24 protein-coding genes are annotated in these 23640 nt (G+C 47.8%); 11 read left to right on the top strand and 13 right to left on the bottom strand.

The genetic code is table 11. The features are described from left to right. The first annotated feature begins 18 nt into the window (after positions 1–18). On the top strand, positions 19–1803 hold the full coding sequence (locus N037_RS05575; protein WP_023334647.1) for a diguanylate cyclase: 1785 nt from the start codon (positions 19–21) through the stop codon (positions 1801–1803). Between the two features lie 12 nt (positions 1804–1815). Here N037_RS05575 and N037_RS05570 read toward each other — a convergent pair whose 3' ends face one another. Together N037_RS05570 and N037_RS05565 are read right to left on the bottom strand one after the other, a co-directional pair. Further along, positions 1816–2220, bottom strand: coding sequence for a helix-turn-helix domain-containing protein (locus tag N037_RS05570; protein WP_032639598.1), 405 nt, complete (start codon positions 2218–2220; stop codon positions 1816–1818). A gap of 124 nt (positions 2221–2344) precedes the next feature. After that, complete coding sequence (locus tag N037_RS05565) at positions 2345–2989, bottom strand: TetR/AcrR family transcriptional regulator (protein ID WP_023334645.1); 645 nt, start codon at positions 2987–2989, stop codon at positions 2345–2347. A 179-nt stretch (positions 2990–3168) separates the two neighbouring features. Between N037_RS05565 and N037_RS05560 the strand changes: the two genes are divergently transcribed. From N037_RS05560 to N037_RS05525, 8 genes are all read left to right on the top strand, one after another. Then, entirely contained in the window at positions 3169–4665 is a 1497-nt protein-coding gene (locus N037_RS05560; protein WP_156369709.1) for an efflux transporter outer membrane subunit, read from the top strand. Positions 4666–4714: 49 nt separating this feature from the next. Then, positions 4715–5857, top strand: a complete 1143-nt coding sequence (locus N037_RS05555) for an HlyD family secretion protein (RefSeq protein WP_032639593.1) — start codon at positions 4715–4717, stop codon at positions 5855–5857. 13 nt (positions 5858–5870) lie between these two features. Next, positions 5871–7415, top strand: coding sequence for a DHA2 family efflux MFS transporter permease subunit (locus N037_RS05550; protein ID WP_231686669.1), 1545 nt, complete (start codon positions 5871–5873; stop codon positions 7413–7415). 49 nt (positions 7416–7464) lie between these two features. Further along, positions 7465–7761, top strand: a complete 297-nt coding sequence (locus N037_RS05545) for a hypothetical protein (RefSeq protein WP_023334641.1) — start codon at positions 7465–7467, stop codon at positions 7759–7761. Positions 7762–8458: 697 nt separating this feature from the next. Next, the gene (locus tag N037_RS05540; RefSeq protein ID WP_032639592.1) at positions 8459–8953 is read left to right on the top strand and encodes a molybdopterin-dependent oxidoreductase; all 495 of its coding nucleotides are present in this window, start codon (positions 8459–8461) and stop codon (positions 8951–8953) included. 17 nt (positions 8954–8970) lie between these two features. Beyond that, the gene (locus N037_RS05535) at positions 8971–10902 is read left to right on the top strand and encodes a putative bifunctional diguanylate cyclase/phosphodiesterase (protein WP_032639590.1); all 1932 of its coding nucleotides are present in this window, start codon (positions 8971–8973) and stop codon (positions 10900–10902) included. 62 nt (positions 10903–10964) lie between these two features. Then, positions 10965–11642 carry a type A chloramphenicol O-acetyltransferase gene (gene catA / locus N037_RS05530; RefSeq protein WP_032639588.1) on the top strand — a complete coding sequence of 226 codons (678 nt, stop codon included), beginning with the start codon at positions 10965–10967 and terminating at the stop codon, positions 11640–11642. A gap of 204 nt (positions 11643–11846) precedes the next feature. Next, entirely contained in the window at positions 11847–13064 is a 1218-nt protein-coding gene (locus tag N037_RS05525; protein WP_032639586.1) for a site-specific integrase, read from the top strand. Between the two features lie 93 nt (positions 13065–13157). On the opposite strand, the gene N037_RS05520 is transcribed toward N037_RS05525, so the two are convergent. The 11 genes from N037_RS05520 to N037_RS05480 form a co-directional block, all read right to left on the bottom strand. Then, positions 13158–13679 carry a type II toxin-antitoxin system YafO family toxin gene (locus tag N037_RS05520; protein ID WP_032639584.1) on the bottom strand — a complete coding sequence of 174 codons (522 nt, stop codon included), beginning with the start codon at positions 13677–13679 and terminating at the stop codon, positions 13158–13160. Between the two features lie 7 nt (positions 13680–13686). After that, on the bottom strand, positions 13687–13827 hold the full coding sequence (locus tag N037_RS24795) for a hypothetical protein (RefSeq protein WP_156369708.1): 141 nt from the start codon (positions 13825–13827) through the stop codon (positions 13687–13689). Between the two features lie 140 nt (positions 13828–13967). Further along, complete coding sequence (locus tag N037_RS05515) at positions 13968–14171, bottom strand: hypothetical protein (protein ID WP_032639582.1); 204 nt, start codon at positions 14169–14171, stop codon at positions 13968–13970. Positions 14172–14252: 81 nt separating this feature from the next. Further along, positions 14253–15287 carry a major capsid protein gene (locus N037_RS05510; protein WP_032639578.1) on the bottom strand — a complete coding sequence of 345 codons (1035 nt, stop codon included), beginning with the start codon at positions 15285–15287 and terminating at the stop codon, positions 14253–14255. Between the two features lie 15 nt (positions 15288–15302). After that, complete coding sequence (locus N037_RS05505) at positions 15303–15644, bottom strand: hypothetical protein (RefSeq protein WP_032639576.1); 342 nt, start codon at positions 15642–15644, stop codon at positions 15303–15305. 600 nt (positions 15645–16244) lie between these two features. Next, a complete protein-coding gene (locus N037_RS05500) occupies positions 16245–18395 on the bottom strand; it encodes a hypothetical protein (protein WP_032639574.1) in 2151 nt (716 codons plus the stop codon). Continuing rightward, complete coding sequence (locus N037_RS05495; protein ID WP_050511218.1) at positions 18395–18925, bottom strand: hypothetical protein; 531 nt, start codon at positions 18923–18925, stop codon at positions 18395–18397. The genes N037_RS05500 and N037_RS05495 overlap by 1 nt, the downstream gene beginning before the upstream one ends. Before the next feature lie 67 nt (positions 18926–18992). After that, entirely contained in the window at positions 18993–19469 is a 477-nt protein-coding gene (locus N037_RS24790) for a hypothetical protein (RefSeq protein ID WP_156369707.1), read from the bottom strand. Then, on the bottom strand, positions 19454–20155 hold the full coding sequence (locus tag N037_RS05485) for a hypothetical protein (RefSeq protein ID WP_072163892.1): 702 nt from the start codon (positions 20153–20155) through the stop codon (positions 19454–19456). The genes N037_RS24790 and N037_RS05485 overlap by 16 nt, the downstream gene beginning before the upstream one ends. Beyond that, the gene (locus N037_RS24785; RefSeq protein WP_156369706.1) at positions 20130–20306 is read right to left on the bottom strand and encodes a hypothetical protein; all 177 of its coding nucleotides are present in this window, start codon (positions 20304–20306) and stop codon (positions 20130–20132) included. The genes N037_RS05485 and N037_RS24785 overlap by 26 nt, the downstream gene beginning before the upstream one ends. A 180-nt stretch (positions 20307–20486) precedes the next feature. Beyond that, a complete protein-coding gene (locus N037_RS05480; RefSeq protein ID WP_032639570.1) occupies positions 20487–20915 on the bottom strand; it encodes a hypothetical protein in 429 nt (142 codons plus the stop codon). A 771-nt stretch (positions 20916–21686) separates the two neighbouring features. On the opposite strand from N037_RS05480, the gene N037_RS05475 reads away from it, so the two are divergent. Beyond that, positions 21687–22046, top strand: coding sequence for a hypothetical protein (locus tag N037_RS05475; RefSeq protein WP_032639568.1), 360 nt, complete (start codon positions 21687–21689; stop codon positions 22044–22046). An 855-nt stretch (positions 22047–22901) separates the two neighbouring features. After that, positions 22902–23462 carry a tyrosine-type recombinase/integrase gene (locus tag N037_RS05470; protein ID WP_032639566.1) on the top strand — a complete coding sequence of 187 codons (561 nt, stop codon included), beginning with the start codon at positions 22902–22904 and terminating at the stop codon, positions 23460–23462. The last annotated feature ends 178 nt before the right edge of the window (positions 23463–23640 follow it).

The raw sequence follows: 23640 nt of genomic DNA, 5'->3' as shown, positions 1-23640 counted from the left end.
TCGTAAAAGGATCATCAGGTGCGAATCGCGACGATAACAAACTGGGCCTATGGTGCCACGGTCTGCCTGACCATCGCCTCCGGCATTATCATGCTGATGGCGTCCAGTGCTGACACTGCCGAACGCCAGGCCGTTGAACAACGTCAGCGTTTTGATGCGCTTACTGAAGATATTGAAACCGATGCCTGGGCGCAGTCCGATTTAGCGCGCCTCTACGTCATCAAAAAAGATCCGCAAACGCTAAAGGAATATAGCCAGTCAGAAAATAACCTGAAGAACATAGAGATACGGCTGGAAAAACTGCGGGATAACGGTGCATCGGATGATGAACTGTCCCTGCTGCGCGAAGGCATAAAAATTATCGATGAGCTGCAGGACGAGCAGCAAACCGCCCTCTCCAGCCTTGAGCGAGGAGAAGACGCACAGGCCGTTGCGCTGCTCTACGGTACGCCCTATGAGCAGGAGCTGGAGCGCGCGCAGAACCAGATCGATCATTTCCGCCAGATACTCGACAAACGCGTCATCGCCTCCGTTCAGGACGCGACAAAAAAATCGAAAGCGCTGCGTACGGCGTCTGAGCTGATGGTCGGCCTGACCGCCCTGCTGTTCTTATTTGTTCTCGGTTTTATATTAAAGCGGCGCGTGCTGCGCCCCGTGGTGCGCCTGAGCGACGTGGTACACCGTCTGGCGTCTCAGGATTACGCGGTTGAAACGCCCAATTTCAACCAGATTGATGAGATTGGCGATATGGCCCAGGCCATCCGCATCTTCCGTGAAAATGGCCTTGCGCGACAGCGTCTGGAAAGAGAGCGCGATGCCGACTGGGCCATCCGCGAGCTGCTGGCGCGCATGACCCAGCGGCTCCAGGGGTGTGAAAACTTTAACGATGTGATTAACGTGGCGGAGCTGTTTGCCCCCAATATCGCGCCGGGGATCGCGGGCCGGCTCTATGTCCTTGACCGCGATCCGTGGCAGATGCGCTGCGTCGCGCAATGGCTTTCACCGGTTGGTGAAGAGACGAGCTTCCATCCGGACGAATGCTGGGCCGTGCGCCGCGGGCAAAGCCACCCGCCGGTAAACGGTGAGCCGGATATCGCCTGCTACCATCTTCCGGCATCACAGGCGGAAAGCTCGCTGTGCGTGCCGCTTATCGCCCAGGGCGAGGCCATTGGCCTGCTCTCCTTTCAGAATATTACGGCGGACAACGCCCCTTCCCGCGCGTATCTGGAACTGATGGCCGAAGCGCTCGGGCTGGCGCTGGCCAACCAGCGTTTGCGCGATGCGTTGCTGGAAAAGGCCTTGTTTGACCCGCTCACCGGCCTGCGTAATCGTCATCATCTGGAAGATACCCTGCAAACCCAAACGGCACAGGCGATGCGCACCGACGAGCCATTAAGCTGCATGATGATCGACATCGATCACTTCAAGAGCATCAATGACCGGTTCGGTCATGAAGCGGGCGATCAGGTGATTAAAAGCGTGGCGTCGATTGTTCAGCGGGCAGCCCATGAGAATGGGCTGGCATTTCGCTACGGGGGTGAGGAATTTTTGGTGCTGCTTTCCGGTGCCGATGAAGCCGGCGCATACGCCTGCGCACAGAAGATTTACAACGGCGTACATGAGCTGTCGCTTCGCTACGGGCTGACAGAGATTGGGCCGGTGGACGTGTCGATTGGCATTGCCAGCTACCCGCAACATGCCCAGACTGACAACCTGCTGCGCGCCGCGGATGTGGCCCTGTACCGGGCGAAAGAGCTGGGCCGCTCGCGGATTGTGAGTTTTGGGATGCTGGAGGCGGGTTAGCGGATTATCGCTTTACTCGCGCGTCACTTCAGTAATCAACATCGCCAATCCATTCATGTAGTGACTTTTTTTAGCCTGCTCACGGTATTTGGTTGGGGAGAGTCCATATTGATTCGAGAACGCTCTGCTGAACGTTGACGGCTCCTCGTAGCCTAGCATCGTGAATATATCTGAAACAGAGAGCTGCGTATGTCTGAGCATATGCGCGGCTTTTTCAAGTTTCCGGCTTCGAATATAGAGACCGATACTTATGCCACACTCCTGGCGAAAGTTCCGCTGAATGTAAGCCAATGAATAACCGGATTTCCGTGCCACATCTAAAACGGTAATGGGCCGATATAAATTCGAGTCAATCCAGTGAGTAAGGGACTTAATTACAGCTTCACGATCTTTTAAGAGAGTAAACTTTATACACATAAGTATCCACGAAATTTTATTTACAAGAAGGCCGCTGGCAAAGTCATCCAATGACAATTGAAAATAAATATTTCCCAAAAGAAAAATCACCCTAATAATAGGGTGAAGGAAAGCTTACTGTATTTTAGAAAGATGCCTTTGCAACATCCTCATTTTTTTCAGGACCATACAGTTTCATAAACGCATTAACGGAGGCCTGCGCTTTCATGATGATTTCACTTTCGTCAGGCTGGTCCTTTCTTGCTTTTAAAAGCAAAGGTTCCAGTATGTCGGCCTGGAGAAGAGAACGAAAATACTCAGCCGCCAGCACAGGATCATCTTTTCTTAAGATGTTTTGATTCATTAAATCGGTAAAAAGCGCCGAAACGTTTGAACGCAGCTTTTGCATTCGCGCATAATATAATTCTCCGATACCCGATCTTCCGGCCTCGGAGATCATTAATCTTTGCAAATCCACAATATCCGGAGAGCAAATATAGCGTAAAAAGGCAACGGCAAATTGCTCTATGACCAGCTGTGGTGATTTTCTGAAAAGGCGCACCTGCCCTGCAGTTTCAATAGTCATGCTCTTTATATACTGTTCAGTTTCTGAAGACATGCATTCTACAAATAGCTCTTCTTTCGAAGAAAAGTGACTGTAAATAGTCGATTTTGAGCCACCAACAATCGCGTTAATTTCTGAGATAGACGTGGCATCAAATCCCTTTTGTCGAAACAGTCCGGATGCGACCTCCAGGATCTGTTGCCGTTTAAGCGCTCTTTTATCCATATGTTTCCTCGTTTGTTTAGGTGTCTGGCCGGGGCCAACACTTTTTGTTCTCTGATTTCGGAATCACGTCAGATAGTAGGGTTCGTAATCGTACTGACGAGTACATTTTCATTTGACGGCGCTCAGAAGTCAAGATATAAAGTGTACCGTACTGTACGGTACTGTATTTGGACTACTCTATGAACAGCATGACGAGCGTACTGATGAAAGGTTTTCAGGAGACACTCCCGGGGTGTCGTATTTCCGGTTTAACCCGGTCCAGGATAGTGATGGGCTGTGTTGTCATTTCCGCCATCAGTATGAGCGGATGCGCCATGATCCCCGATCTTGGTACCCCACCGCCGATGAAGACGGTCTCACAACTTAAAAGCGATCAAAGCTTCCCGCACCAGAACGGCCAGTGGCCGAAAGATTACTGGTGGAAGAAATACGGTGACGAGCAGCTTAACGGGCTGATTGATGACGCGCTTAAAAATTCCCCCACGCTTAACATCGCCGAAGCTCGCGTGAAGCAGGCGCAGGCGATGACGCAAAGCGCGAGCGGTTCGCTTTTTCCTGAGGTCACCGCAAACGCCAGCTTTATGCGGGACAAAATGAGTTACAACTATGTCACGCCTGAAAGCGCAACGCCTCAAAACTGGAACAGCTACGGGCGTACCACGCTTGATATGAGCTGGGAAATTGATTTTTGGGGTAAAAACCGTGCCGCGCTCGCGGCTGCAACGTCAGGCGAAATGGCGGCGGTAGCGGAAGAAGCACAGACAAGACTGGTGCTCTCTTCTTCTATTGTTACCGTTTACGCGGAGCTGGCGCATTTATACACCGTTCGCGAAACGCTTAACGATACCCTCACGATAAGAACCAGTACGCTCGCGTTATTCCAGCAACGACATGACGCAGGGCTTGAAGATTTATCCAGCCTGCAACAGGTTGAGACGCGTCAACTCAACGCAAAAGCAAACCTGGTGGCAATAGATGAAGCTATTGCGATCAAAAAACATGAGCTCGCTGCACTGATCGGTGATGGGCCTGACAGATCGCTGGCAATCACCGCGCCTAAGGCAACGCTTTTAGCGCATGAGGAACTTCCTCCGAATATTGCGCTGGATCTGATTGGTCGCCGTCCTGATATTGTCGCGGCACGTTTACGCGCCGAGGCGGCAGCAGAGCAAATCAAACAGAAAAAAGCCGGTTTTTACCCAAGCGTTAATCTGGTTGCCTTTGCCGGGTTCCAGTCACTGGGTATTAACAACCTTACCCGGAGTGGCTCAGCAATTGGCAGTTTTGGCCCGGCCATATCGTTGCCAATATTTAATACGCAGAAGCTCCAGGGTGATTTGAAATATGCCAGCGGTGAATATGACATTGCGGTGCAGGTTTATAACGACACGTTAACGAATGCACTTCGGGAAGTGAGCGATGCGCTCACCAGCAGAGCCTCTCTTAAAGACGAGATGCTTTATTCTCAGGGCGCAGTCACGTCGGCAGAAAAGGCGTATTCCCTCACCAAACAACGATATGAAGGAAAGGTTGCTGACTATCTCGACGTCTTGTCATCGGAAGATGAGCTGGTCGCGGCCCGCAGAAAATTAGCCGATGTAAATTCCCGCGCCTTTACGATTGACGTCGCATTAGCGCGTGCATTGGGCGGCGGATATACCTCGAGCAAACAGTGATTTTTTAACACCAGGTTAATAACTAAATAGTGGAAAGAAAGGAAATAAAATGAGTCATTCTGCAGCTATTGAAAATCAAAATATTGAATCATCCGATATCAAAAAGAAAAAAAGAAAACGTTTATTCTCTTACCTTGCGTTAAGCATCGCGCTGGCTGGCGCAGGCTCGTTCGCCTATTGGGAATTAGTGGGTTCCCGATATGTTGAAACCGATAACGCCTATACCGATGTTGAGTCCGCTCAGCTCTCTTCCGCGATCACCGGTACGGTCAGTGCCATCCTGGTCACGGATTCTCAGGTGGTAAAAAAAGGCGATGTCCTGATCCAGCTGGATCCTACTGACGCAGAGTTAGCCCTTAATCAGGCGGAAGCAAACCTGAACCTGGCCATTCGGCGGGTAAATGGATACAAGGCCAATGACACAAAACTCGGCGCAGAAGTTGTAGCGAATGAAAAAGAGCAAAAACGTCTGCTGGCCCAGGTTGATGCCGCAAACGCTGACTTCCAGCGCGCGACGGTTGACCTCAAGCGACGCGAGGCGTTAATGCAGACGGGCGCGATTTCAGGCGACGAACTGACGCGTATTCAAAACGTTTATGCTTCCGCCCTGGCAAACATGAATGCCGCTAAAGCCGCCGTGGCGCAAGCTGATGCAGCGAGACAGGCGGCGGTGGGTGCAAGACAGGCGAATGCGGTGATGATTGAGGATGCAAATATCGAGACCAACCCGGAAGTCGCTCTCGCCAGAGCGAAGCGCGATCAGGCCAGATTGGATCTGGAAAGAACCGTGATCCGTTCGCCAGTCGATGGCGTGGTTGCTCGTCGCCAGGTCGAGCTTGGACAGCGTGTCCAGCCTTCCACGCCGTTATTGTCCGTGGTGCCTGTGCAGCAAATTCACGTCAATGCCAACTTCAAGGAAGTTCAGCTTCAGCATGTGAAAGTGGGACAGAAGGTGGAACTGGTGAGCGATCTGTATGGCGACAACGTTCCTTTCCATGGAACGGTAGAAGGCTTTGATGGCGGCACCGGCGCAGCGTTTTCAATTATTCCTGCGCAGAACGCAACGGGTAACTGGATTAAGGTTGTTCAGCGTTTGCCCGTGCGCATCAAACTCAATGCTGATGAGCTTGCTGCACATCCGTTGCGGGTTGGTCTGTCCATGAAAGCGACAGTTAACTTAAAAAGTGAATAACGGAAACCAGGCCATGTCTACATTAGTTATCGATAATGAGCCGCCTTCGCTGAAAGGCGGTATGTTATGGATTGGTGCCCTGGTACTTGCAATGGCTAACTTTTTAGCTGTGCTCAACATGACCATTGCAAACGTCACTCAACCCAATATGGCTGGCGCCCTGGGGGCAGGCACCAGCCAGGGAACCTGGATCATCACGGCCTATGCCGTGGCTGAAGCCATCACGGTACCGCTATCAGGATGGTTAACCACACGCTTCGGCGGCGTGCGCGTTTTCTGCGTTTCCGTGTTCATGTTTGGCGTTTTTTCTTTGCTTTGCGGCCTTTCCACCTCGCTGGGAATGCTGCTGCTGATGAGGGTTTTTCAGGGCATGGCGGGAGGCCCCCTGATGGCCTTATCACAAACGTTACTGCTGCGTATTTTCCCGAAAGAAAAATCCATGCAGGCGACGGGACTATGGGCGATGACAACATTGCTCGCGCCCGTAATAGGTCCGGTTCTGGGCGGATGGATTTGCGATCATTACAGCTGGTCGTGGGTGTTTATCATCAACGTTCCGATGGCCATCGCTTTTGCATTGGTCGCGTGGTCAGTACTGAAAATTTTCGAAGATACGCTGGTTAATAACTCTATTGATATCGTTGGGTTTATTTTATTGGTTATCTGGGTTGGTGCCCTGCAGATCATGCTCGATGAAGGGAAAGACCTTGACTGGTTTGCCTCAGAAGAAATTTGGGTTCTGGCGATTGTGGCCTGTATCGGCTTTTTAAGCTTCTGCATCTGGGAGCTAACCGCTGAGCATCCGATCGTCGATATCAGAGTGTTTCGCCATCGCGGTTTTTCGGCCAGCATGTTTGTTCTCGCACTCGCGTTTGGATGTTTTTTTGGTCTGAATGTCCTCACGCCGTTGTGGCTGCAATATAACTTAGGGTATACAACAACATGGGCAGGGATTGTGGTTGCCTGGGGCGGACTTCTGCAGGTGGTATTTTCTCCGGTTGCCGCTAACCTCTCCAACAAAATCGATCCGCGCATTCTTATTTTCTTAGGCTGTGCCTGGCTGGGTCTCGACACCTTCTGGCGATCCTATGCGACGACCGATATGGACTACTGGTCCATCTGTGTACCGTTGTTATTCATGGGCGTGGGCATGCCGTTGTACTATGTCCCGATTACGGGGCTTGCAATGGGCTCTGTAGATGAAACGGAAATGGCTTCAGCAGCGGGCTTAATGAACTTTGTTCGAACGTTATCGGGTGCGTTTGCCACATCGCTCGTGACGACGTCATGGCAGGACCAGCGCTATATAGCACATGACAAACTGGCGTCCGTCGTCGATCCAACTGGCGATCTTTCGCACTACATTAGTTCGGCCCCTCAGCAAGGTGGACAATTTGTACGCGAGCTTTTTGACAAGATGGTAAACAGCCAGAGCATGATGCTTTCGACCAATAATCTGATGATGTCGATCGGCGTCATATTTTTTATCGCTGCATTTGCAATTGCATTAGCACCTAAACCTTCGCGCGTGGTGGATGCCGCGTCTGTAGGACACTGATATTTATTTAGCACAAGGATGTGAGTATCAAAAAAACAGAGAAAGTCTGATGGACAGTAAATCATACACGCCGGGCAGCCGGGATATTCTGTACAAGAAAATATTCCTTTCAATTTCCGAAATGAAATACCTTGAAAGGGAAATAAAGAAGTTCAACTGGCTAGAACGTACCTTTTTAAGAAAAAAAGAGTTCTATAAAATGCAATATCACAAAAGCAATTGTGACAGCAATTTCTTTAGATTTATCAACAGCGGGCAGGACAACCAGAATACGTTAATTCATATCCTTGAACAATTACCCGAGAATCATCCTGACAGAACATGGCTGACAGGCTTCCTGATTTGAACATACCTGGTCAGTGACATAATTAGCGAGATACCGGAAAATATCAGGCTGAAGGAAAGAAAAAAGTGGACGCTTCCCAGTGGAAGAAGCGTCCAAAAATCAGGCAATTATTCAGACACAGATTGAAACCGTTAACTGACGATCTCATCGATAATATCTCACAACCCCATCTCTTCATTATTTACATTTTCTGCCATCGCATAAGAAAAAACGCAGTCCGCAGGCGGTAATCTTTTTAGCGCGTTTGATTGCCTGAGCAAACCGGCAGGATGGTATTCGCGCCGTCAGAAACGGCGTACCCATGCCTTCTCGCTCAGGATGAACGAATTTTGTACAGGTTGACTGCCCCGAAATCATCGCTACCGCCAGAGCTAAACCCGCGAAGGGCTGGCGCTGAGCGTTTTCACGCTCGCCGTTTCCATCATCGGTAAAATCAGTGGTATGAGATAATAACAATCAATAAAAGCGAGCGTTTTTTAAACACAAGAGAGCTTATGCAGGCAGCTTTAGCTTTTCTCAAAAAGTTAAGCGTCCTTCTGCTGCTAAACACCCTGGCATCAACACGCTCTAAACAACTGATTTTATTGAACTTATACCAATGAAAACGCTAAAAGGCCTTGCTGCTCAACAAAATATATAAACTAGTGTGATATCTAAATTATAATTCTTATACTTCTGTTAAAAAGTGGAGGCCAAAATGCGATTAACCCTACTGCTGTTATGCTGTCTGGTACAAAGTGTAACCTGGGCTGGCGAACTGCCAAAACCAGTTGGTAAACCCATTTTAACGATTTACGGTAATATAGAAAATACCAATGAAAATGGAAAAGCAGTGTTTGATCTCGCCAGCCTTGAAAAACTGGGCATGGTGAGTTTCGAGACAACATCGCCCTGGTATAATGGACGTACTAAGTTTGAGGGTGTTCCTATGAACAAACTCATGGATTATGTGGGTGCGAAGGGTTCTAATGTTAATGTTATTGCGCTCAATGATTACTCTACCGTGATCCCTCTCAGTGATTTCAAAAAATACAACGCCATCCTTGCTTTAAAGGTCAATGGCGAATATATGCGCATCCGCGATAAAGGTCCATCATTCATTGTATACCCCTATGACAGTCTTCCTGAGTTAAATAATCAGATTTATTACTCGCGATCAGCATGGCAGGTTAGCAAAATGAAGATTGAGTAGCCGTTCAGGAGAACATAATGAACAGGATACTGGTTGGTATCATTTTTTCTCTTTTTATCACGACAGGATATATTGCATTCCTTGTTTACGATCGACAGCAGGAGTTGCAAAAACTGACTCAATACACTGAGTCCTGGTCCGTGGCACAACTGGTATCAGAGTATTACCGTTTTGAATCATGGCTTGGTCTATACGCAACCGATACCGATGACGTTACGATAGACCAGGTCCGCATGCGTCTCGAAATTATGCTCAGCCAGGGCGATTTAATGAAGGGGGGAGATTTAGGTCACTATATTGACAGCGATAAAGCGCATCAAGAACTCGCTTTACGCTTACAGCAGATACTGAATTATCTGGATAGTCATCTTGAAAAGATGAGCCATCCAGAGTTACAGGCATATCTGAAAAATATGCACGCTCTTGATGCACCGCTGAGCCAGCTTTCTGCAACGGCATTAACGAAAGATATTAACACGGTTAATGAATCCAACCATAAAATCCAGATCCTTTACTATATTTACTCCGCACTTTCATTACTCCTGGTAATATTAAGCTTTATTCTTGGTTTCTTAATGATCTACCAGAATAAAAATATTCTCAAAGCGCACATGCAGGTTAAAAGCCTTGCTGACGAACTTCAGATATCAAAAGAAACGCTGCAAATTCAGAACGCCAAGCTGGAGTATGATGTTTATCATGACTCCCTCACCGGCATGAAAAACCGCCTTTTCTTCTGGGACGATCTCAACAAAATTAATCTTCAGGCCGATAAAAACCACATCCCCGTCACGGTAATGTTATTTGATTTAGACCGGTTCAAAGAGGTCAACGATACCTATGGCCATGATGCCGGTGACTTGCTGTTGAATCAGGTATCCAGACGACTCACCGCAATGAGCAGCGCCACTGATACATTTTACCGTTTAGGCGGAGACGAGTTCGCCCTTCTGTCCAGTGGCCTCACCGAGTCAGCAGCCGTTTCGCGCGCCAAAGAAATCAGCGAGCATATCAGCCAGCCCTATACGATTAATAACCAGCTGATAAAAATCGCCACCTGTGTGGGTATCGTTTTATCTGATAATGAACGGCGCTCTGATTATCTTTATAAATTTGCCGATCTGGCGCTCTACGAAGCCAAAAAAGAGGGTTCACAGCAGATAAAAGTCTTCCGTCAGTGGATGCTGCAGAAGTTGCAGGAAAGCCGAACCCTTGAACATGATATGGCACTGGCGCTCGATAACCATGAATTCGTTGTTTACTACCAGCCTATAGTCGATTCCTTCAGCAATGAAATTTACGGCTATGAAGCACTTATTCGCTGGATACACCCGGTGAAGGGGATGCTGTCACCTGATTACTTTATTTCTGTCGCTGAAAAAACGGGGATGATCAATGCGATCGGCAAAATTGTGCTTGAGCTTGCCTGCCGGGAAGCGGTGTCCTGGGCCGTTCCGGCAAGGATCTCTGTGAACGTCTCACCTATTCAGTTGGGTAATAAATCGTTTACCACCATGGTGCAGTCCATCCTTAAAGAGACGGGGCTACCGGCTAGCCGACTTGAGTTAGAGGTCACAGAGTCTTCGCTCTTCAGTGACAGCACTATGCCGATCACTATTCTCAAAAAGCTCAGATCGCTGGGTGTAAAAATTTCTATTGATGATTTCGGAACAGGGTATTCTTCGCTCTCAAGACTGAGCGAACTTAACTTTGATAAAATTAAAATAGACAAATCCTTCGTGAACCCAATATCCACACAGGATGATGCACTTAATATCGTTAAATTGATTACCGGCATGGCGAAGAGCCTCAATATGAGCGTTATTGCAGAAGGTGTTGAAACCGAAGCCCAGCTCGAACGTCTTCAGGCGCTTGGCTGCGATCTCGTGCAGGGATACCTTTTCGGAAAACCACAGGCTGAGATTGACAGGAAGATTAGATACGGTTGAAATGGTTGCGCGGCCTTTTCTGGCCATGACTATTTAAGCGATTGATAATCAAAGGTTATAAAATGAAAAAAACAGCCCCGGACTATACACCTGTTGATTTATCTCGTTGGCCAAGGAAAGAGCATTTTGAAGTATTCCAGTCATTTGCTGAGTGTACAATTAACCAAACGGTTCTGATCGACATCACCGCGCTGCGAAAACATATTAAAGAGGTCGGCTGGAAGTTTTACCCGACGATTATTTTCCTTCTCTCTAAAATCATGAACCGGCATCCGGAATTCCGTATGGCCATGAAGGACAATGAGCTTGTCGTATGGAATGAAATTCATCCAAGCTATACGATTTTCCACAATGAAACAGAGACCTTTTCGTCATTGTGGAGCCACTTCGACGGCAATATGCAGCACTTCCAGAATACGTATGCAGAAGACGTTGCCCGCTATGGCAATAACCTTTCTTACTGGCCTAAGGAAGAGTCTCGGGAAAATGTCTTTTTTGTATCGTCTATTCCCTGGGTAACGTTTACGAACTTTACTATGAACATTGCGCACATGAAGAACTTCTTTTCTCCTATGTTCACGTTTGGAAAATACTACGAGCAGGATGGAAAAGTGCTGTTGCCTATGGCGGTGCAGGTACATCATTCCGTGTGCGATGGTTTCCATGTGGCAAGGATGTTTAATGAGCTGCAGGAGATGTGTGATGGTTTGTCGGGGCTGTCAGGGGAAAATAGTTTCTGACGCGCAAGGGACAAATGTTGTTTATTTGATACTCGAAAGGCTACTTTGAAAGATGGTGCCGATAATAGGAGTCGAACCTACGACCTTCGATTCCAATGACGTGTTTCACAAGTCATTGATTCTTCGAACCGAATGCGCTGCTCCTGAAAGGCAAAACTGACACAACTGATCACAGTTGCCCCTGAATATTAGATCGGGGGAAAGATGAAATACAAGCCTAATGCGTACCTTGTTAAAGAAAACTCGTCGGTGTACTCCGTCAAGGTCACTATTCCACCTTATATGCGTTCCCTTTTTGGGAATCGAACAGCATTCATGCGTACAACTGGCACGGCAGATATCAGGGAAGCCCGAATCATTCGTGACAAAGTCATGCACGAATTTTTTGCTATCAGAGACCGACTCAAGCCAAAACCCCAACGTAACAGTGTTGATCGCGTCCTGGTGGAACTGCGCTCTATCAACCAGCATGTAAGCCAAAATGATGGTATAGACTTCGCCACGGCTCGTGTGTGTCCCTCCCTTGTCCAACTGCGGGATGAATTTATTGTCCAACACAGTGACAGGCGCAAGCTGTCTACCCTGAGCAAGTACATTAAGGCGGTGGAGGTCTTCACGGCTCATTTCCGGCGTAAGGATTTCCAGTTGCAGGAAATCAACAGGACTATGGTCACCGATTGGTTAGACAGCGCCAAGCAGGAGAAAGCTAGCCAGACGCTGGCGAATTATCTTGGCTGTCTGTCCCAACTAGTGGCACAAGCCCAAAACCGCTATCACGACGCGCCGAAAGCCAATGTATTCACGGGCCACAAACTGGACGTGCGCCATGATAGGGAAAGCTACGAGCCGTTTACTGGTGATGAACTGGCTAAGGTGCTCGCGCTGCTGGATAATGAGATGAAAGCTGTTGCGATGGTGGGAATGTATAGCGGTATGCGCCTTAACGAAATCTGCTCTCTGCAAATCAGCAATATCAAAACCGTTGAGGGGGTATGGTGTTTCGAGGTGGCGGAGGGTAAGACACGCAATGCGGCTCGCCTGGTTCCAATTCATAGCCGATTGACGACTCTCGTTAAAGACCTCATCCAGAACAACCACAACGGTTTTCTGTTCTACCATGCCAGCATAACAGAACGTGCAGACGGCAAGCGCTCAACGTGGCATACACAGCGATTCACAAGGGCTAAACGTAAGGCATTGGGTGAGAAAGGCACGGAGCGGAAGGTTTTTCACAGCCTGCGGGGGATGTTCATAAGCCAGCTTGATCGGCATGGTGTACCAGAAGACAGGATCGCCCTAATCGTGGGCCATGAGCGGGGCAAAACGGAGAGTTTCAGAACGTACAGCGCTGGCGCGGGGATGAGGGAGTTATCGGGGTATGTTGAATTAGTCACATATAATTTTGGCATAGTAGTTTCATAAGCAAATCGATAAATCACTTTAACAACTGCAATAATTAAAAAAAAACAGCCGTGTAAAACGGCTGTTCTCTCAACACCAAGATGAATATAATAATCACTCGGAATCTTCAATAGATTTTTTATATTGCTTTATCCTGTCGATAAGGTTACTCATCTCTTTTACGTCTTTTTGATAGGAGTGCCCATCAGGATCGCCTACAAACTGCAACACGTAAAAATAGTGTTTTTCTTTATGAAGGAAATAGCTGTAAAACAAAAGTGTATCACATACACGTTGAATCTGATATTTCCCAATCCACCTTGTCAATTCCCTATCATTGCTTCCGTCAAATATATGGACATGATGTAATCCATAAATTTTTGCTGAGGGCTTAGGGAACTCATTAGGTTTATCCTTTCCAAAAAGATCAACTAGGGATGCATAGTCTTTTTGATTGTCTTCACTTGGGCAAGGTATATTACCTAAATCGGCGCTTTGGGTTTTATAATCAATAAACTCTTCATAAATACTAAAAAAGCCCCCAAGTTCACTCTCGGGGACTTCTAATAGTGGATCAACGTCAAAAATTAATGTTATCTGCTCTTCTTCCGACTGCAATTCCCTTCTGAAATCCATAGATATCCTATGCCTTTGCAAATTTCTCTTTAGCCGAAGGAATTTCCGAAACTTTAACGCTTATCATACGTGCCGTTGCAGCCATACGAAGCATATCTGTACGACTGGTGTTGGCACGTTTAGCGTTCTGCTTAACGGGCTGTGCCATACATGCCTCCTTTGTATTAGGTGAGTTGCAACTTATTTGTTTATGGAATCAGACTACGCAATCTACGTCAGAGTGTCAAGTAAATGCGCGAAAAACAAACACAATGATTCTTTTGACAGAAAAACCTAACAAATTGATTATTAACAATTTTTATTCTTTCTTAACTTCAACAGAGCTTCACTGATTGCCTTCTCAAGCCCGTATTGCTCAACGTCCATCATGAACGAGGAGCGTGGAACCTTAAGGAACCGACACACGGCGCTAACATTCAGAAAGTCTAAAACGCGCTCGTCTGCAACAGTCAGCAATGGGAAACCGTTATTCGTCTGAAATTGAATTTTCATAGTAATCACCTCTTCTTTGCCTCGCCTTTTCAGGCCATTCTTCACGGCGGGGCCAATTGGTCAGCCCCAAAATCCGCTGTCTTACGCTGCGTCGTTCGTCAGTCGTGTAGTGAAATCTGGACGGTACACAACAGGCAAGATAGAGCTTTCCGCGAATAGCTCAACGTTCTTAAACTTGTCCTGTACGCTCCAGATACGGAAATCAACCGGATCAGCAAATGCCAGATCCAGATTGCGGCTGGTAGCCGTTGCCACATACCCGAAGGGCAGAGCAATATCCGAAGACAGCGGTTTGCTAAAGCGTGGAACCAGGAAGGATTCATCCGGACCAATTCCGTAAAGTGCCTGATCCGTGACCTCCACCACTCGAACATTTTCAATGATGAATGTTGAGAATGCCGGAAGCACTTCTTTATTAAACAGAACATCCCGATCAAGCACACCGAACTGAACATTCTGGCGCACGTCTGGGTGATACTTAATGCCGCGATAAACATTGCTACCTGCAAACAGGATAAAGCCGTCAAGCTGACCAGCAAGGCCACCCATGCGCACTTTAGCAGCGGTTACTGCATCATCGAGGCTGCGAAGTGGGTCACCAGAGCTAACGCTGGTTTTGATCGTTCCGGTTGCTTGTTGGTATCCAAACTCATCTTCCCACGAAATGAGCTTCTGCGCCGTGAAATTCGCTTCGACAGTATTTCGGAAGAGTGCGTCAGCGAAAATTTTCTCTTTAGTACGCATGTACTTATCGTGCATTGCGACAGCAGAAGAAGTGACCGCATCCATTACAGACATTTGAAGGTCGGAGCCTGGTTTGCGATATGGTTGCACGTCTGCCGCTGTAATACGGTCCTGAAAAGCATAAAGCGGAGCTTCAATCAGGTGATTGCTGGCGCTACGCTTAGGAATGCTGGACCACTCAGAGCCGTAACGATTAACAGAGCTTGCCACCTTCTGAGCGACTTCATCAATGATATCGAGGCTCACCTTCGGACTTGCAGAAGTCTGACGATCACTGAAAACATTAAGCGTGGACAGCAAAGTGTTCTTTGCATCCATGTTCAAAAAGGTGTTGGTGTAATCCGCGTAACTGAAATTGGTTGATAGTCCCATGTTGTCTTCTCCTTATTATTCTGCGTCCGGTGCGCTTGTACGGATAGCGCCCGTTTTGGTGAGTGCGGCAATAGCATTAGCGCCAGCGGTAGCGCCCATAACAGCGACGATGGTGTCTTGTTTGATGTAAATACCGCGATCAGCAACGATGATATGAGCAGAATCTTCTGCCCTGTGGTGGCTCAGGACCAGCAGGCAGTCATCACCAGAGACATAAGCAGCCCCAGCGCTGGTAATGCAACTACCCGGCTGGACTTCTACAGCCAGATCGACAGTAATAGTCTTGCGGTCAAAATTCGGATCGATTGCATACGCGATCGCGTCATTGTAAGAACGTTCAGTTGTTCCCATTTTCATAGAGTTAACTCCTTGTTAAATTTCACATAGCTATGTACACAAAAGGCCAGCACCCACCTAAGCAGGGCCAGCCTTTCGAATATGGTTTTAAAGCAGAGATAGCGCGGGATGTAAGGCCACGCCTTAAGAATGGATGAGCACAGCAGCGGGAGACCTCATATCTTCGCTGCCGCACTCAATGCCAGTTTTCGTCTGGCAAGACGGCCTTCCGAGGATGAAAGGCTTTGGCAAATCCCCGATCCAAGGTCGGAGAAAATTCTTCTACACCCGTTTACGGGTTAGCAACATACGTTGCTAATCGTTCTACGATGCTTTTCTGATACAGCCAGCGGCAATGGCCTAACCTTACCGTGAGAGGGTGCGGATATTGGCTGTATGAGAAAAGGCCCGCACGGTGTTCACACAGGCACTTTATATTTCGTAAGGAGAAAGAATGACAACGGCTTTTGTACGCACATACAATTTAAATCATCACCCTATACATATCATTTTAACACGAATGATTATCATTTGCAACAACAAAAACAATAACATGGCGAATTTAACGGCCCTCTCTCGTGTGGGCCAATTTGCTGCGTCATTTTTGACGGAACGATAATTTCAATCAGCTATACCTAGCAGCATATTCTGCTGCCTGACGTTGTTATCGTTAATTTTGGTATCAATCAAACCGTTAATAGCGCCGTCATTCACGTTAATATCAAGCGGTGAGAGTTTAATCTCAGCTTCGCCAGTGACCGCAACAGGGATCGGCTGTCGCTGCGTCATGCTATCAATTGTCGGAACCGTGAACGTTGGTTGCTGGGGTGTCAGATAGTTCAGGCTAGGAACATTCAACGCTAGCGCTGGATCGTTGTACGCCGTGCCTGAGCCTATATTGCTCGGTGCTGAACTATCCAGCCACGGGTAAATCTGCTTAAGCGTTTGACCGATGCTTCGAGGATCAAAACCTGTCTTCTGCTTAATCCAATCGGCGGTGCTATTTGCAGAGTCATCCACAACGGTGTTGTAGACTGCATCCGGCAGTGTCGCACCCTCGTTAACACGTTGGCCCACCCGTCCGGCAAATAACAACATATCAGCAGTCGCCTGACCTACAGCCTTCCCCAAACTATCCATAATAGGAACGAGGCCAGCCATACCTTTGCTAAAGCTGGAAGTGTTCTTGCCAACCTCTCCCAGCCCATCAGCAAAACCTGAGCTAAAAATATCACTCAACGAATCGTTGATCCTGGAATATTCAACAGAGAGAGCCCCCAAACGGTTTAACTGTTCCTGTTGTGCGTCTGACAGGGCGTAACCATTACGGGCGAGGTCATCCATGCGTTTCTGAACAGCGTCACCACCGTCTACAAAGGCGGGTAAAACCTTGCTCGCATCGTTGATACTTTCTGCAAACGCAGCCGTTTCCTTACTAGAAAATTTGAACTGACGGGACAACTGAGCCAGGTAAACCATTGCGGTGTTAAAATCGAGCTTGTCTAGCTCCTTAATAACGCGCTTCGCCGTCGCTGCATTGGATTTGCCAGCGATGGCATTGATAAGGTCGCCTAGTTCACCACCACCGGACAACGTCGCTTTGCCGCTCTTGTCGGTCTTCCAAATCCCATTGGCGGTTAATTGACCAACTTTATCTCTATAGCCAGCCTGGAAATCCAACATTTTATCTGGGGAAATGTTAAAGCCGGTCTTATTTGCAACAACATCACGCACCGCTTCATATTCAAGGCGTGAAATACCTTGAGACTGTAGAGTTTTCATCTGTTGGTTGCGCTCAACGCTCCCCTGTAGGGTCTGACCAACACGAGCAACCCCCATTGAGCCAATCAGGGAACCCCCTGCAATTACACCAGTAGCAGCGAGGCCACCATAACCACGTTCGCTACGTTCACGGGTCAGACGTTGAGCATTGATGCGCCCTGCTCGCTCGGCTTTCGCTTTATCTTTAACAATCTGGCGGTTAATACGCGCCTGGCGTCTGGTTTCCAGAGTCGCTTTAGCAAGTTCATGGCGCATTTCTGCGATGGTATAACGCTGCTCGGCGTACCCCTTAGTAGCCTCTTTAATGGCCTGCACCGCTTTCATTTTGTCAGCCAGGGATGCAGCTTCGATATGGCTGATCGTCAAGCTTGCGCTGCGGAGTGTATCGTGAGCGGTGATTTGTCGTTTAAAAGCCGCCTCTTTCTCACGCTGGCGCTTCTCTTCCAGGGCCATCGCCTTTTTGGTGGCTGCGATGTCAGCAGCAACAGCGCCGTGACCACGGTTCATTGCTTCAGTCTGACGTGCCACCAGAGATGGATCGGAGTGAACTCCAGGCATGTTGGGATTGTAGGTCATCGCTCGTGATCTGGCTGCGGCCTGTACTTTTGCAGAAATGGCCGCTAGTCTGGCAGATTGACGAGTTGCCTGCTCCTGCTGAGATAACTGGCGAGCCTGTAATGAGGTCATTTTATTGGCATGAGCAACTGCATCCCGTTCCATTTTGGCTTGAATCTGAGCTTGTTTCTGCTGCTGTTTTGACAGTTGTTCAGCCTGGCGTAGCTTCGCTGTCTGGGCTTTCGCTGCGGCTAGTGCTGATTTGCCTTCACTCTGAGCGGTCCGCTTCTGGGCCTTCTCAAGCGCTTTAGCTGGTTTCTCATGAGCAGCCTTAAGCGAAATTATCTTCTTTTTGGCTTTTTGATATGAGGCATCGTCTGTGATCCAGGAGATTTCATTAACGGTGCTGGTAACAATCTTATTGGTCCCACTCATCACACCCCCTGCTGCTTGATGATATTGCCGTAACGATCAGGATCGGATTTTGCGAGTGCAGCAGCCGCTGCTTTAGCTTTCGCCAGCATTTCAGGATCAATATGGTCAGCGGTATGACTTACCGCCGGACGGCTATCAGCGCCCAAAGATTTTTTAATCCGTTGTTCAGCACCAAAGGTGTCTCGCATTGGCGAGAGGGCTTCGCCCCGTTTATCCGTGGGGGTGTCAGACGAGGCTGATTTGAGCAACTCCGGATGTTGATCCAGAAAGTTATCGGTGACGCTCTTCAGATTGTCCCGCGCCTTTTGGAGTTCGTATTCCTCCGGTGTCATGCCGTGCATAGCGGCAAACAGAGCATTTTTAATGCAGTTCAATGTCATTTTTTTATGGTGTCTCCAAAGTAGGATTTTTGTCGCAAGGCGATGACGGGCAACGTCACTGCTTCGCAGCAAGAGGATCAGCCCATCACGGACGCAGCGATACGCCAGCCAGACAACGGGCAGGTAAGAAAGGATTGCTTCAAAGTTCATTGGCTCCCGATGTGGGATTATTTGGATTGGCGATCCGGTCACAAAGTGATGAACGTTAACGTTCACCCTAACGGGCCTTACGCTTAGTGCGCTTCTTCTTCACTGTCGGCAACTTGCAGATATTCGCGAACACGTCTGGGTAGTAACCCAACATTTCAGCGTCAGTGATCCCGGCGTTATGCAGGTAATATCGAAGGCTTACGTATGACAGACCATCGCAACGCTTGCGGATCTGTTCCGGGTGCATCCCATGTGACCACATTTCACGGACAAATTCTGTCCGGGCTGTCGGTGTCATCATCGCCCAGGTCACCGCTTGTTTTTGACGTGCGAGCCGCCAGACTTCAGCAAACGGAAGATCTAGTGTATTTGCGACAATATGCGGTGAAAATCCACGATTAAGCAATAAACGGGCTTTGCGTTGTGTTTCCGGATCGGAAGGTTTGGATCGGGATTTATATGTCGGTTTCTCCAGGATGGAGAAAAGGCGAGATAGCTTTTGTTCTTCATCTGCGGTCAGTTCAACGCTTACGTGTTCACACAATTCAATCCTCCACTATGTTTTTGTTTCTGCCATTCTTTTACTTCAGCATCAAGGTAAGGATCACTAAAGTCTCCGATCACCGCATCATCATCGGCAGGTACATCAGCATCGACAGGAATATCCACAACAGGTATGCCGTCTGGTTTTCCAGCAACAGGCGCGGCAGGTTCCACCACAGCACGTTTTTGTTCATTCTTACCGCTCTCCTCGGCAGTTGAATATTTAGAAGCATTTGGATGCGGTGGAGTGACGCCACGCGCCACCACTTTCGAGGGTTTCAACACAACGTAATTGTTGGACTTAAACCCGCTCCCAATCTGAATTTGGTCCTTAATCAACACCCCCGCCCGCATCAAATCATCCACAGCCTTTTGCGCCGTGGGTTTAGTAATGCCATTTTCCCACGCGATTATTTCCATATTAGGATAAATTGGTTCAGGGTAGTTTCTGCGGTCTTTGTTCGTCTGGAAGGTGTAGAGGTAGCTGTAAACGTCTTTCATGCTCGGAGTTAACATTATCTCGGTCCCATCAGGCACAGGCACAAGTTTGGAATCCTTACCCTTGCCCACCTTTTCCACCCCATTCTTAGAAATTAAGATAGTCAGTCGCTTAAAATCGGTATAAGTGCGATCAAAAGTGCCGTCCTGTTCGTCTGGCTGATTAGTTTCTACTGTCTCGGTTGTCATTGTATCCTCGCTGGTTATCTGTTTTATTCTTTTCAATGATTTTTGCCGCTGTTTGCAGCAATTCACTACATAATTTTGCCATTGGCATGTCGCGGCGGTTAGCCTCTTTAAGCAATGCGCGGTAGGTCTCATCTGGGAATGAAATATTCATGCATCCTGTCTCCTGTCCGTCAGATGTAGAAATACGCCCCTGCGATCATGGTGGCGATCAGGGGTAAGGCCGTGTTTGCGGCGATTTCGTTTGGTGGCGTTGCTGCCAACGGAGTAAAGCTAATAGCACCGGAGGTGTTTACCTCTGGTAAAGTGCTTCGCACCGTAAAGCAGAGAATGGTTATTCGGTTGTGGTCAGTTCGGGAATGGGTTTTCCGGTAATACCTTCGAGTTCACCGCCCGCCTCAATCATTTTCAACAGGAGGATCTGCTCATTCATCAAACCAATGCCATGAGAGGCGTAATAGACACGCCAGGCAGACAGCACTGGTTCAATGATTTCCATAACATCACGGCCTTTTGCCAACTCTGCTGAGTACGGTTTAAGAATATCCCGGATGATTTTTGCGTCTTTCGCTTGCTGACGCAGGCGTTTAATGATGTTCAGTGCTTCGCGAGTAGCTGGATAGAGCTTATCGGCTTTCTTGGCACCACCCATACGAGTGCGGAAGGCGTGCAGATTTTGAGCTGTGGTAATTTTTGCATCGATTGCAGCGACAATCTCTGAGGCAGTGGCGTTCGAGAAATCGAACAGAACAGGTTTCCCCATGTATCTCTCCTATTTAAGTTATTGTTTAGTCATAAAATCATCTCATTTGATAATATATATTTTATAGTAAATTAGTTTCTTTGTCAACCGATAACTCATTTAATGCATGAAGAGATAGAAATGTTTTGTGTCAATAGCCCGCGACTTTATACACATACTTTTTCTTTGTCAAGCCCCGTAATCACAAAACGCTCTCAGACGCTTCAGATTCAACGCTGTAAGCGGAACGGTACAAAGTCACCAACAATAAGAGAAAGACGCTCAGAACGCGATAGAGGACTCTAGAGATGTTGTTAGAGCGCAGGGTTGAGGGGGGGGCGCCGCCCCTCCAAGGGGGGAGTTACGTCGCGTTTAAAGCTCCTCTGCGCCGTGCTCGATCCACATTGGACTGACGCGCTTGCGCTTGTCTTCCACACAGAGTGTAAACAGGCGAAGCCTGTCTACATAACACCTAACAACTCCAACAATTGAACGCATGTTCAATCTGTCTTTGACCTTAATGTTTTTACTGATATAGGCAGTGATCTAAAGATGATCTAGTAAGTGATATAGTACGGTTAAGTATCTTTACCAATGGTTAGTTAAGATTCTTTACTAATGGCTGGTTAAGGATCTTTACTAACGTTAGTTAAGATTCTTTACCAATGGCCTCCCCTCTGGTAGAAGACACCCCCTCACCTAGTGATTAACAGCACAGCGTCATCCCTTCTTGCTGGCACTTCCAGCGGTAAGTAAGTAACCTCGTTCAATCAGTGAACAAAAGGAAACAATATGGAATTCGTCCAAGGCAAAGACAGCTTTAACGAGATGGCAACTGGAATCCTGGTGAAACTGTTTGCGGGCTATCCGTCTCACTCGGAATTTGATTATTCGGATTGGGGCTGGAATGACGAGCGTAGTGAGTTGTTGCGTAATACCCTGTTTGCTCTGAGGGATATGGGCTACATCCAAATAATCTCCTCAACAGATATGGACTACGCTGCCAAGTTAACCCCACTTGGTGTAAGCGTCCTTACTCAGAAAGCCCCGACTTCAGGTGATACCATTATTAACGTCCTCAAAAGTGCAGCAGGTGAGACCCGCTCTGCGGTGATCGGTGCAGTCATAGGTTGGATTTTTGGCGGGAAATAATAGGATTTAAATACCCATAAATTGCGGTTAATTGATAGAAAATCCTGTCTGTTGTCACTGGCTCGCCTGTGGGGAATGGTGATCGTTATGGTATCGGATACATAACGAAGCCATTCGTGGCAGGGCCTCGGCAGATCTGCCAGCCATATTGTAGCTAAACACCATCACCGATCCGCCCTTCCATACCGAAAAAATTAATTTTCTTCGCAAAATCTACGAAAAATCATCCATTTCTGGGCGTGTCAGAGCTTCTCAGCGGGGCGCTGTGCTATGGGTAGGTCAGTTTACAATTGTGTGGAGATGACGCGCTGTAGCGCTTCTGGTGGAGAATACGGGACTATTGGTGGGACTGCTTGCGCTGGTGTGGGAAGGGTACGTATCCGTGACCTGTTAGGGCGGGAGAATTTCGCCTGTTGGAGGCTGACGTAGTGGCCTGCTGGCAGGTATAAGAACTCACCTCTAACTTACACAATGCACATGTGTAATTTAGCAAGCTATTGATTCTTATGAATTGTGTTGTAGATGAACACCTAAGGGGTTGTCTTATGCAGAATTTATGCAGAATCAGGCAAGGATTATTCACTGGCAGAGCCAGCATGTGTGGTGTGCAATGGACTAACCTTCGATATTTTAAAATGATGGTTCATTTTTATTGAACCGCTGAAGAGACTGTCCAGCAGATCCCCAAGTGAGACCGGATATTTTCCGACAATGTATCTGAAGAGTGGCCCCCACTTTCGTTTCCCACCGCGCGGGAGTGAGTGCAATAACATATAAAAAATCCTTTACAATGATTATATTATGATCAATATTTTCTTTGTAACTTACTTAATGAGATAGCGATGGGGGAATTGTATGAAGAAGGTCGAACCAGTCAGAGACAAAGAGAAGATCGCAGAGGTTGAAAGACTGCTGCGTCAGAATAACAGCAGCGCTATCTACGGTGATTTGTGGGTGTTCCTGAATCAGACAGCGGCGCGTATTGGTGACGCTCTCAAGTTGCGTTATACCGACTTTAAACACATCGAAGGGAACGTGTTGAACCTGAAGGAACAGAAGACAGGGAAAATCCGCTCGATCATGCTGACTGCCAAAGCGCTTGAATTGGTAGCACAACGCCGTGCTGATAATCCTGGTCATGAATACCTGTTCGAAGTGGACAGCAACCGGGCCAAAGGAAAACCGATCAGCCGGGTGACGGTCTCAGCTAAATTCAAAGAAGCCGGAGATATGCTCAATTTGCACATTGCGGCGCACAGCCCACGCAAGAACCTTGGCTATCACGCTATAAAACGTGGGGTAAGTCTACCGACGCTCACGAAGCTGTACGGGCATTCATCGCAGGCGGTCACGCTGGCGTATTGTGGGATCATGGATAAGGATGTTGAAGAAGTATTCCAGACCATCGACTATTAAGGACTGTTGATGTTAACTATATGTTGCACACAACTATCAAAACCACTGGCAACATTCATTATTCTTATAAAGATTGCGCGATATCATGTTGCGCAATTCTGCCCTCCCGTTGAAGAAATCAGCACTCGATCAAATTTTGATTTTTTTTTCTTAATCATTGACATGTCTTCCAGGCCTT

This window comes from Enterobacter sp. EGD-HP1, from assembly GCF_000733275.2.
Taxonomy (GTDB): Bacteria; Pseudomonadota; Gammaproteobacteria; order Enterobacterales; family Enterobacteriaceae; genus Enterobacter.
Note: the sequence above shows the minus strand (reverse complement) of the source record. Positions and strands in the feature narration are given on the sequence as shown.

Excerpts from the sequence above, each read along its gene's own strand:
- N037_RS05500 (WP_032639574.1), bottom strand. The coding sequence starts at position 18,395 with ATGAGTGGGACCAATAAGATTGTTACCAGCACCGTTAATGAAATCTCC.
- N037_RS05475 (WP_032639568.1), top strand. The coding sequence starts at position 21,687 with ATGGAATTCGTCCAAGGCAAAGACAGCTTTAACGAGATGGCAACTGGA.
- N037_RS05485 (WP_072163892.1), bottom strand. The coding sequence starts at position 20,155 with ATGACAACCGAGACAGTAGAAACTAATCAGCCAGACGAACAGGACGGC.
- N037_RS05565 (WP_023334645.1), bottom strand. The coding sequence starts at position 2,989 with ATGGATAAAAGAGCGCTTAAACGGCAACAGATCCTGGAGGTCGCATCC.
- N037_RS24785 (WP_156369706.1), bottom strand. The coding sequence starts at position 20,306 with ATGAATATTTCATTCCCAGATGAGACCTACCGCGCATTGCTTAAAGAG.
- N037_RS05495 (WP_050511218.1), bottom strand. The coding sequence starts at position 18,925 with ATGAACTTTGAAGCAATCCTTTCTTACCTGCCCGTTGTCTGGCTGGCG.
- N037_RS24795 (WP_156369708.1), bottom strand. The coding sequence starts at position 13,827 with ATGGCACAGCCCGTTAAGCAGAACGCTAAACGTGCCAACACCAGTCGT.
- N037_RS05520 (WP_032639584.1), bottom strand. The coding sequence starts at position 13,679 with ATGGATTTCAGAAGGGAATTGCAGTCGGAAGAAGAGCAGATAACATTA.
- N037_RS05545 (WP_023334641.1), top strand. The coding sequence starts at position 7,465 with ATGGACAGTAAATCATACACGCCGGGCAGCCGGGATATTCTGTACAAG.
- N037_RS05555 (WP_032639593.1), top strand. The coding sequence starts at position 4,715 with ATGAGTCATTCTGCAGCTATTGAAAATCAAAATATTGAATCATCCGAT.
- N037_RS05540 (WP_032639592.1), top strand. The coding sequence starts at position 8,459 with ATGCGATTAACCCTACTGCTGTTATGCTGTCTGGTACAAAGTGTAACC.
- N037_RS05535 (WP_032639590.1), top strand. The coding sequence starts at position 8,971 with ATGAACAGGATACTGGTTGGTATCATTTTTTCTCTTTTTATCACGACA.
- N037_RS05560 (WP_156369709.1), top strand. The coding sequence starts at position 3,169 with ATGAACAGCATGACGAGCGTACTGATGAAAGGTTTTCAGGAGACACTC.
- N037_RS05515 (WP_032639582.1), bottom strand. The coding sequence starts at position 14,171 with ATGAAAATTCAATTTCAGACGAATAACGGTTTCCCATTGCTGACTGTT.
- N037_RS05510 (WP_032639578.1), bottom strand. The coding sequence starts at position 15,287 with ATGGGACTATCAACCAATTTCAGTTACGCGGATTACACCAACACCTTT.
- N037_RS05550 (WP_231686669.1), top strand. The coding sequence starts at position 5,871 with ATGTCTACATTAGTTATCGATAATGAGCCGCCTTCGCTGAAAGGCGGT.
- N037_RS05480 (WP_032639570.1), bottom strand. The coding sequence starts at position 20,915 with ATGGGGAAACCTGTTCTGTTCGATTTCTCGAACGCCACTGCCTCAGAG.
- catA (WP_032639588.1), top strand. The coding sequence starts at position 10,965 with ATGAAAAAAACAGCCCCGGACTATACACCTGTTGATTTATCTCGTTGG.
- N037_RS05525 (WP_032639586.1), top strand. The coding sequence starts at position 11,847 with ATGAAATACAAGCCTAATGCGTACCTTGTTAAAGAAAACTCGTCGGTG.
- N037_RS05505 (WP_032639576.1), bottom strand. The coding sequence starts at position 15,644 with ATGAAAATGGGAACAACTGAACGTTCTTACAATGACGCGATCGCGTAT.
- N037_RS05470 (WP_032639566.1), top strand. The coding sequence starts at position 22,902 with ATGAAGAAGGTCGAACCAGTCAGAGACAAAGAGAAGATCGCAGAGGTT.
- N037_RS05570 (WP_032639598.1), bottom strand. The coding sequence starts at position 2,220 with ATGTGTATAAAGTTTACTCTCTTAAAAGATCGTGAAGCTGTAATTAAG.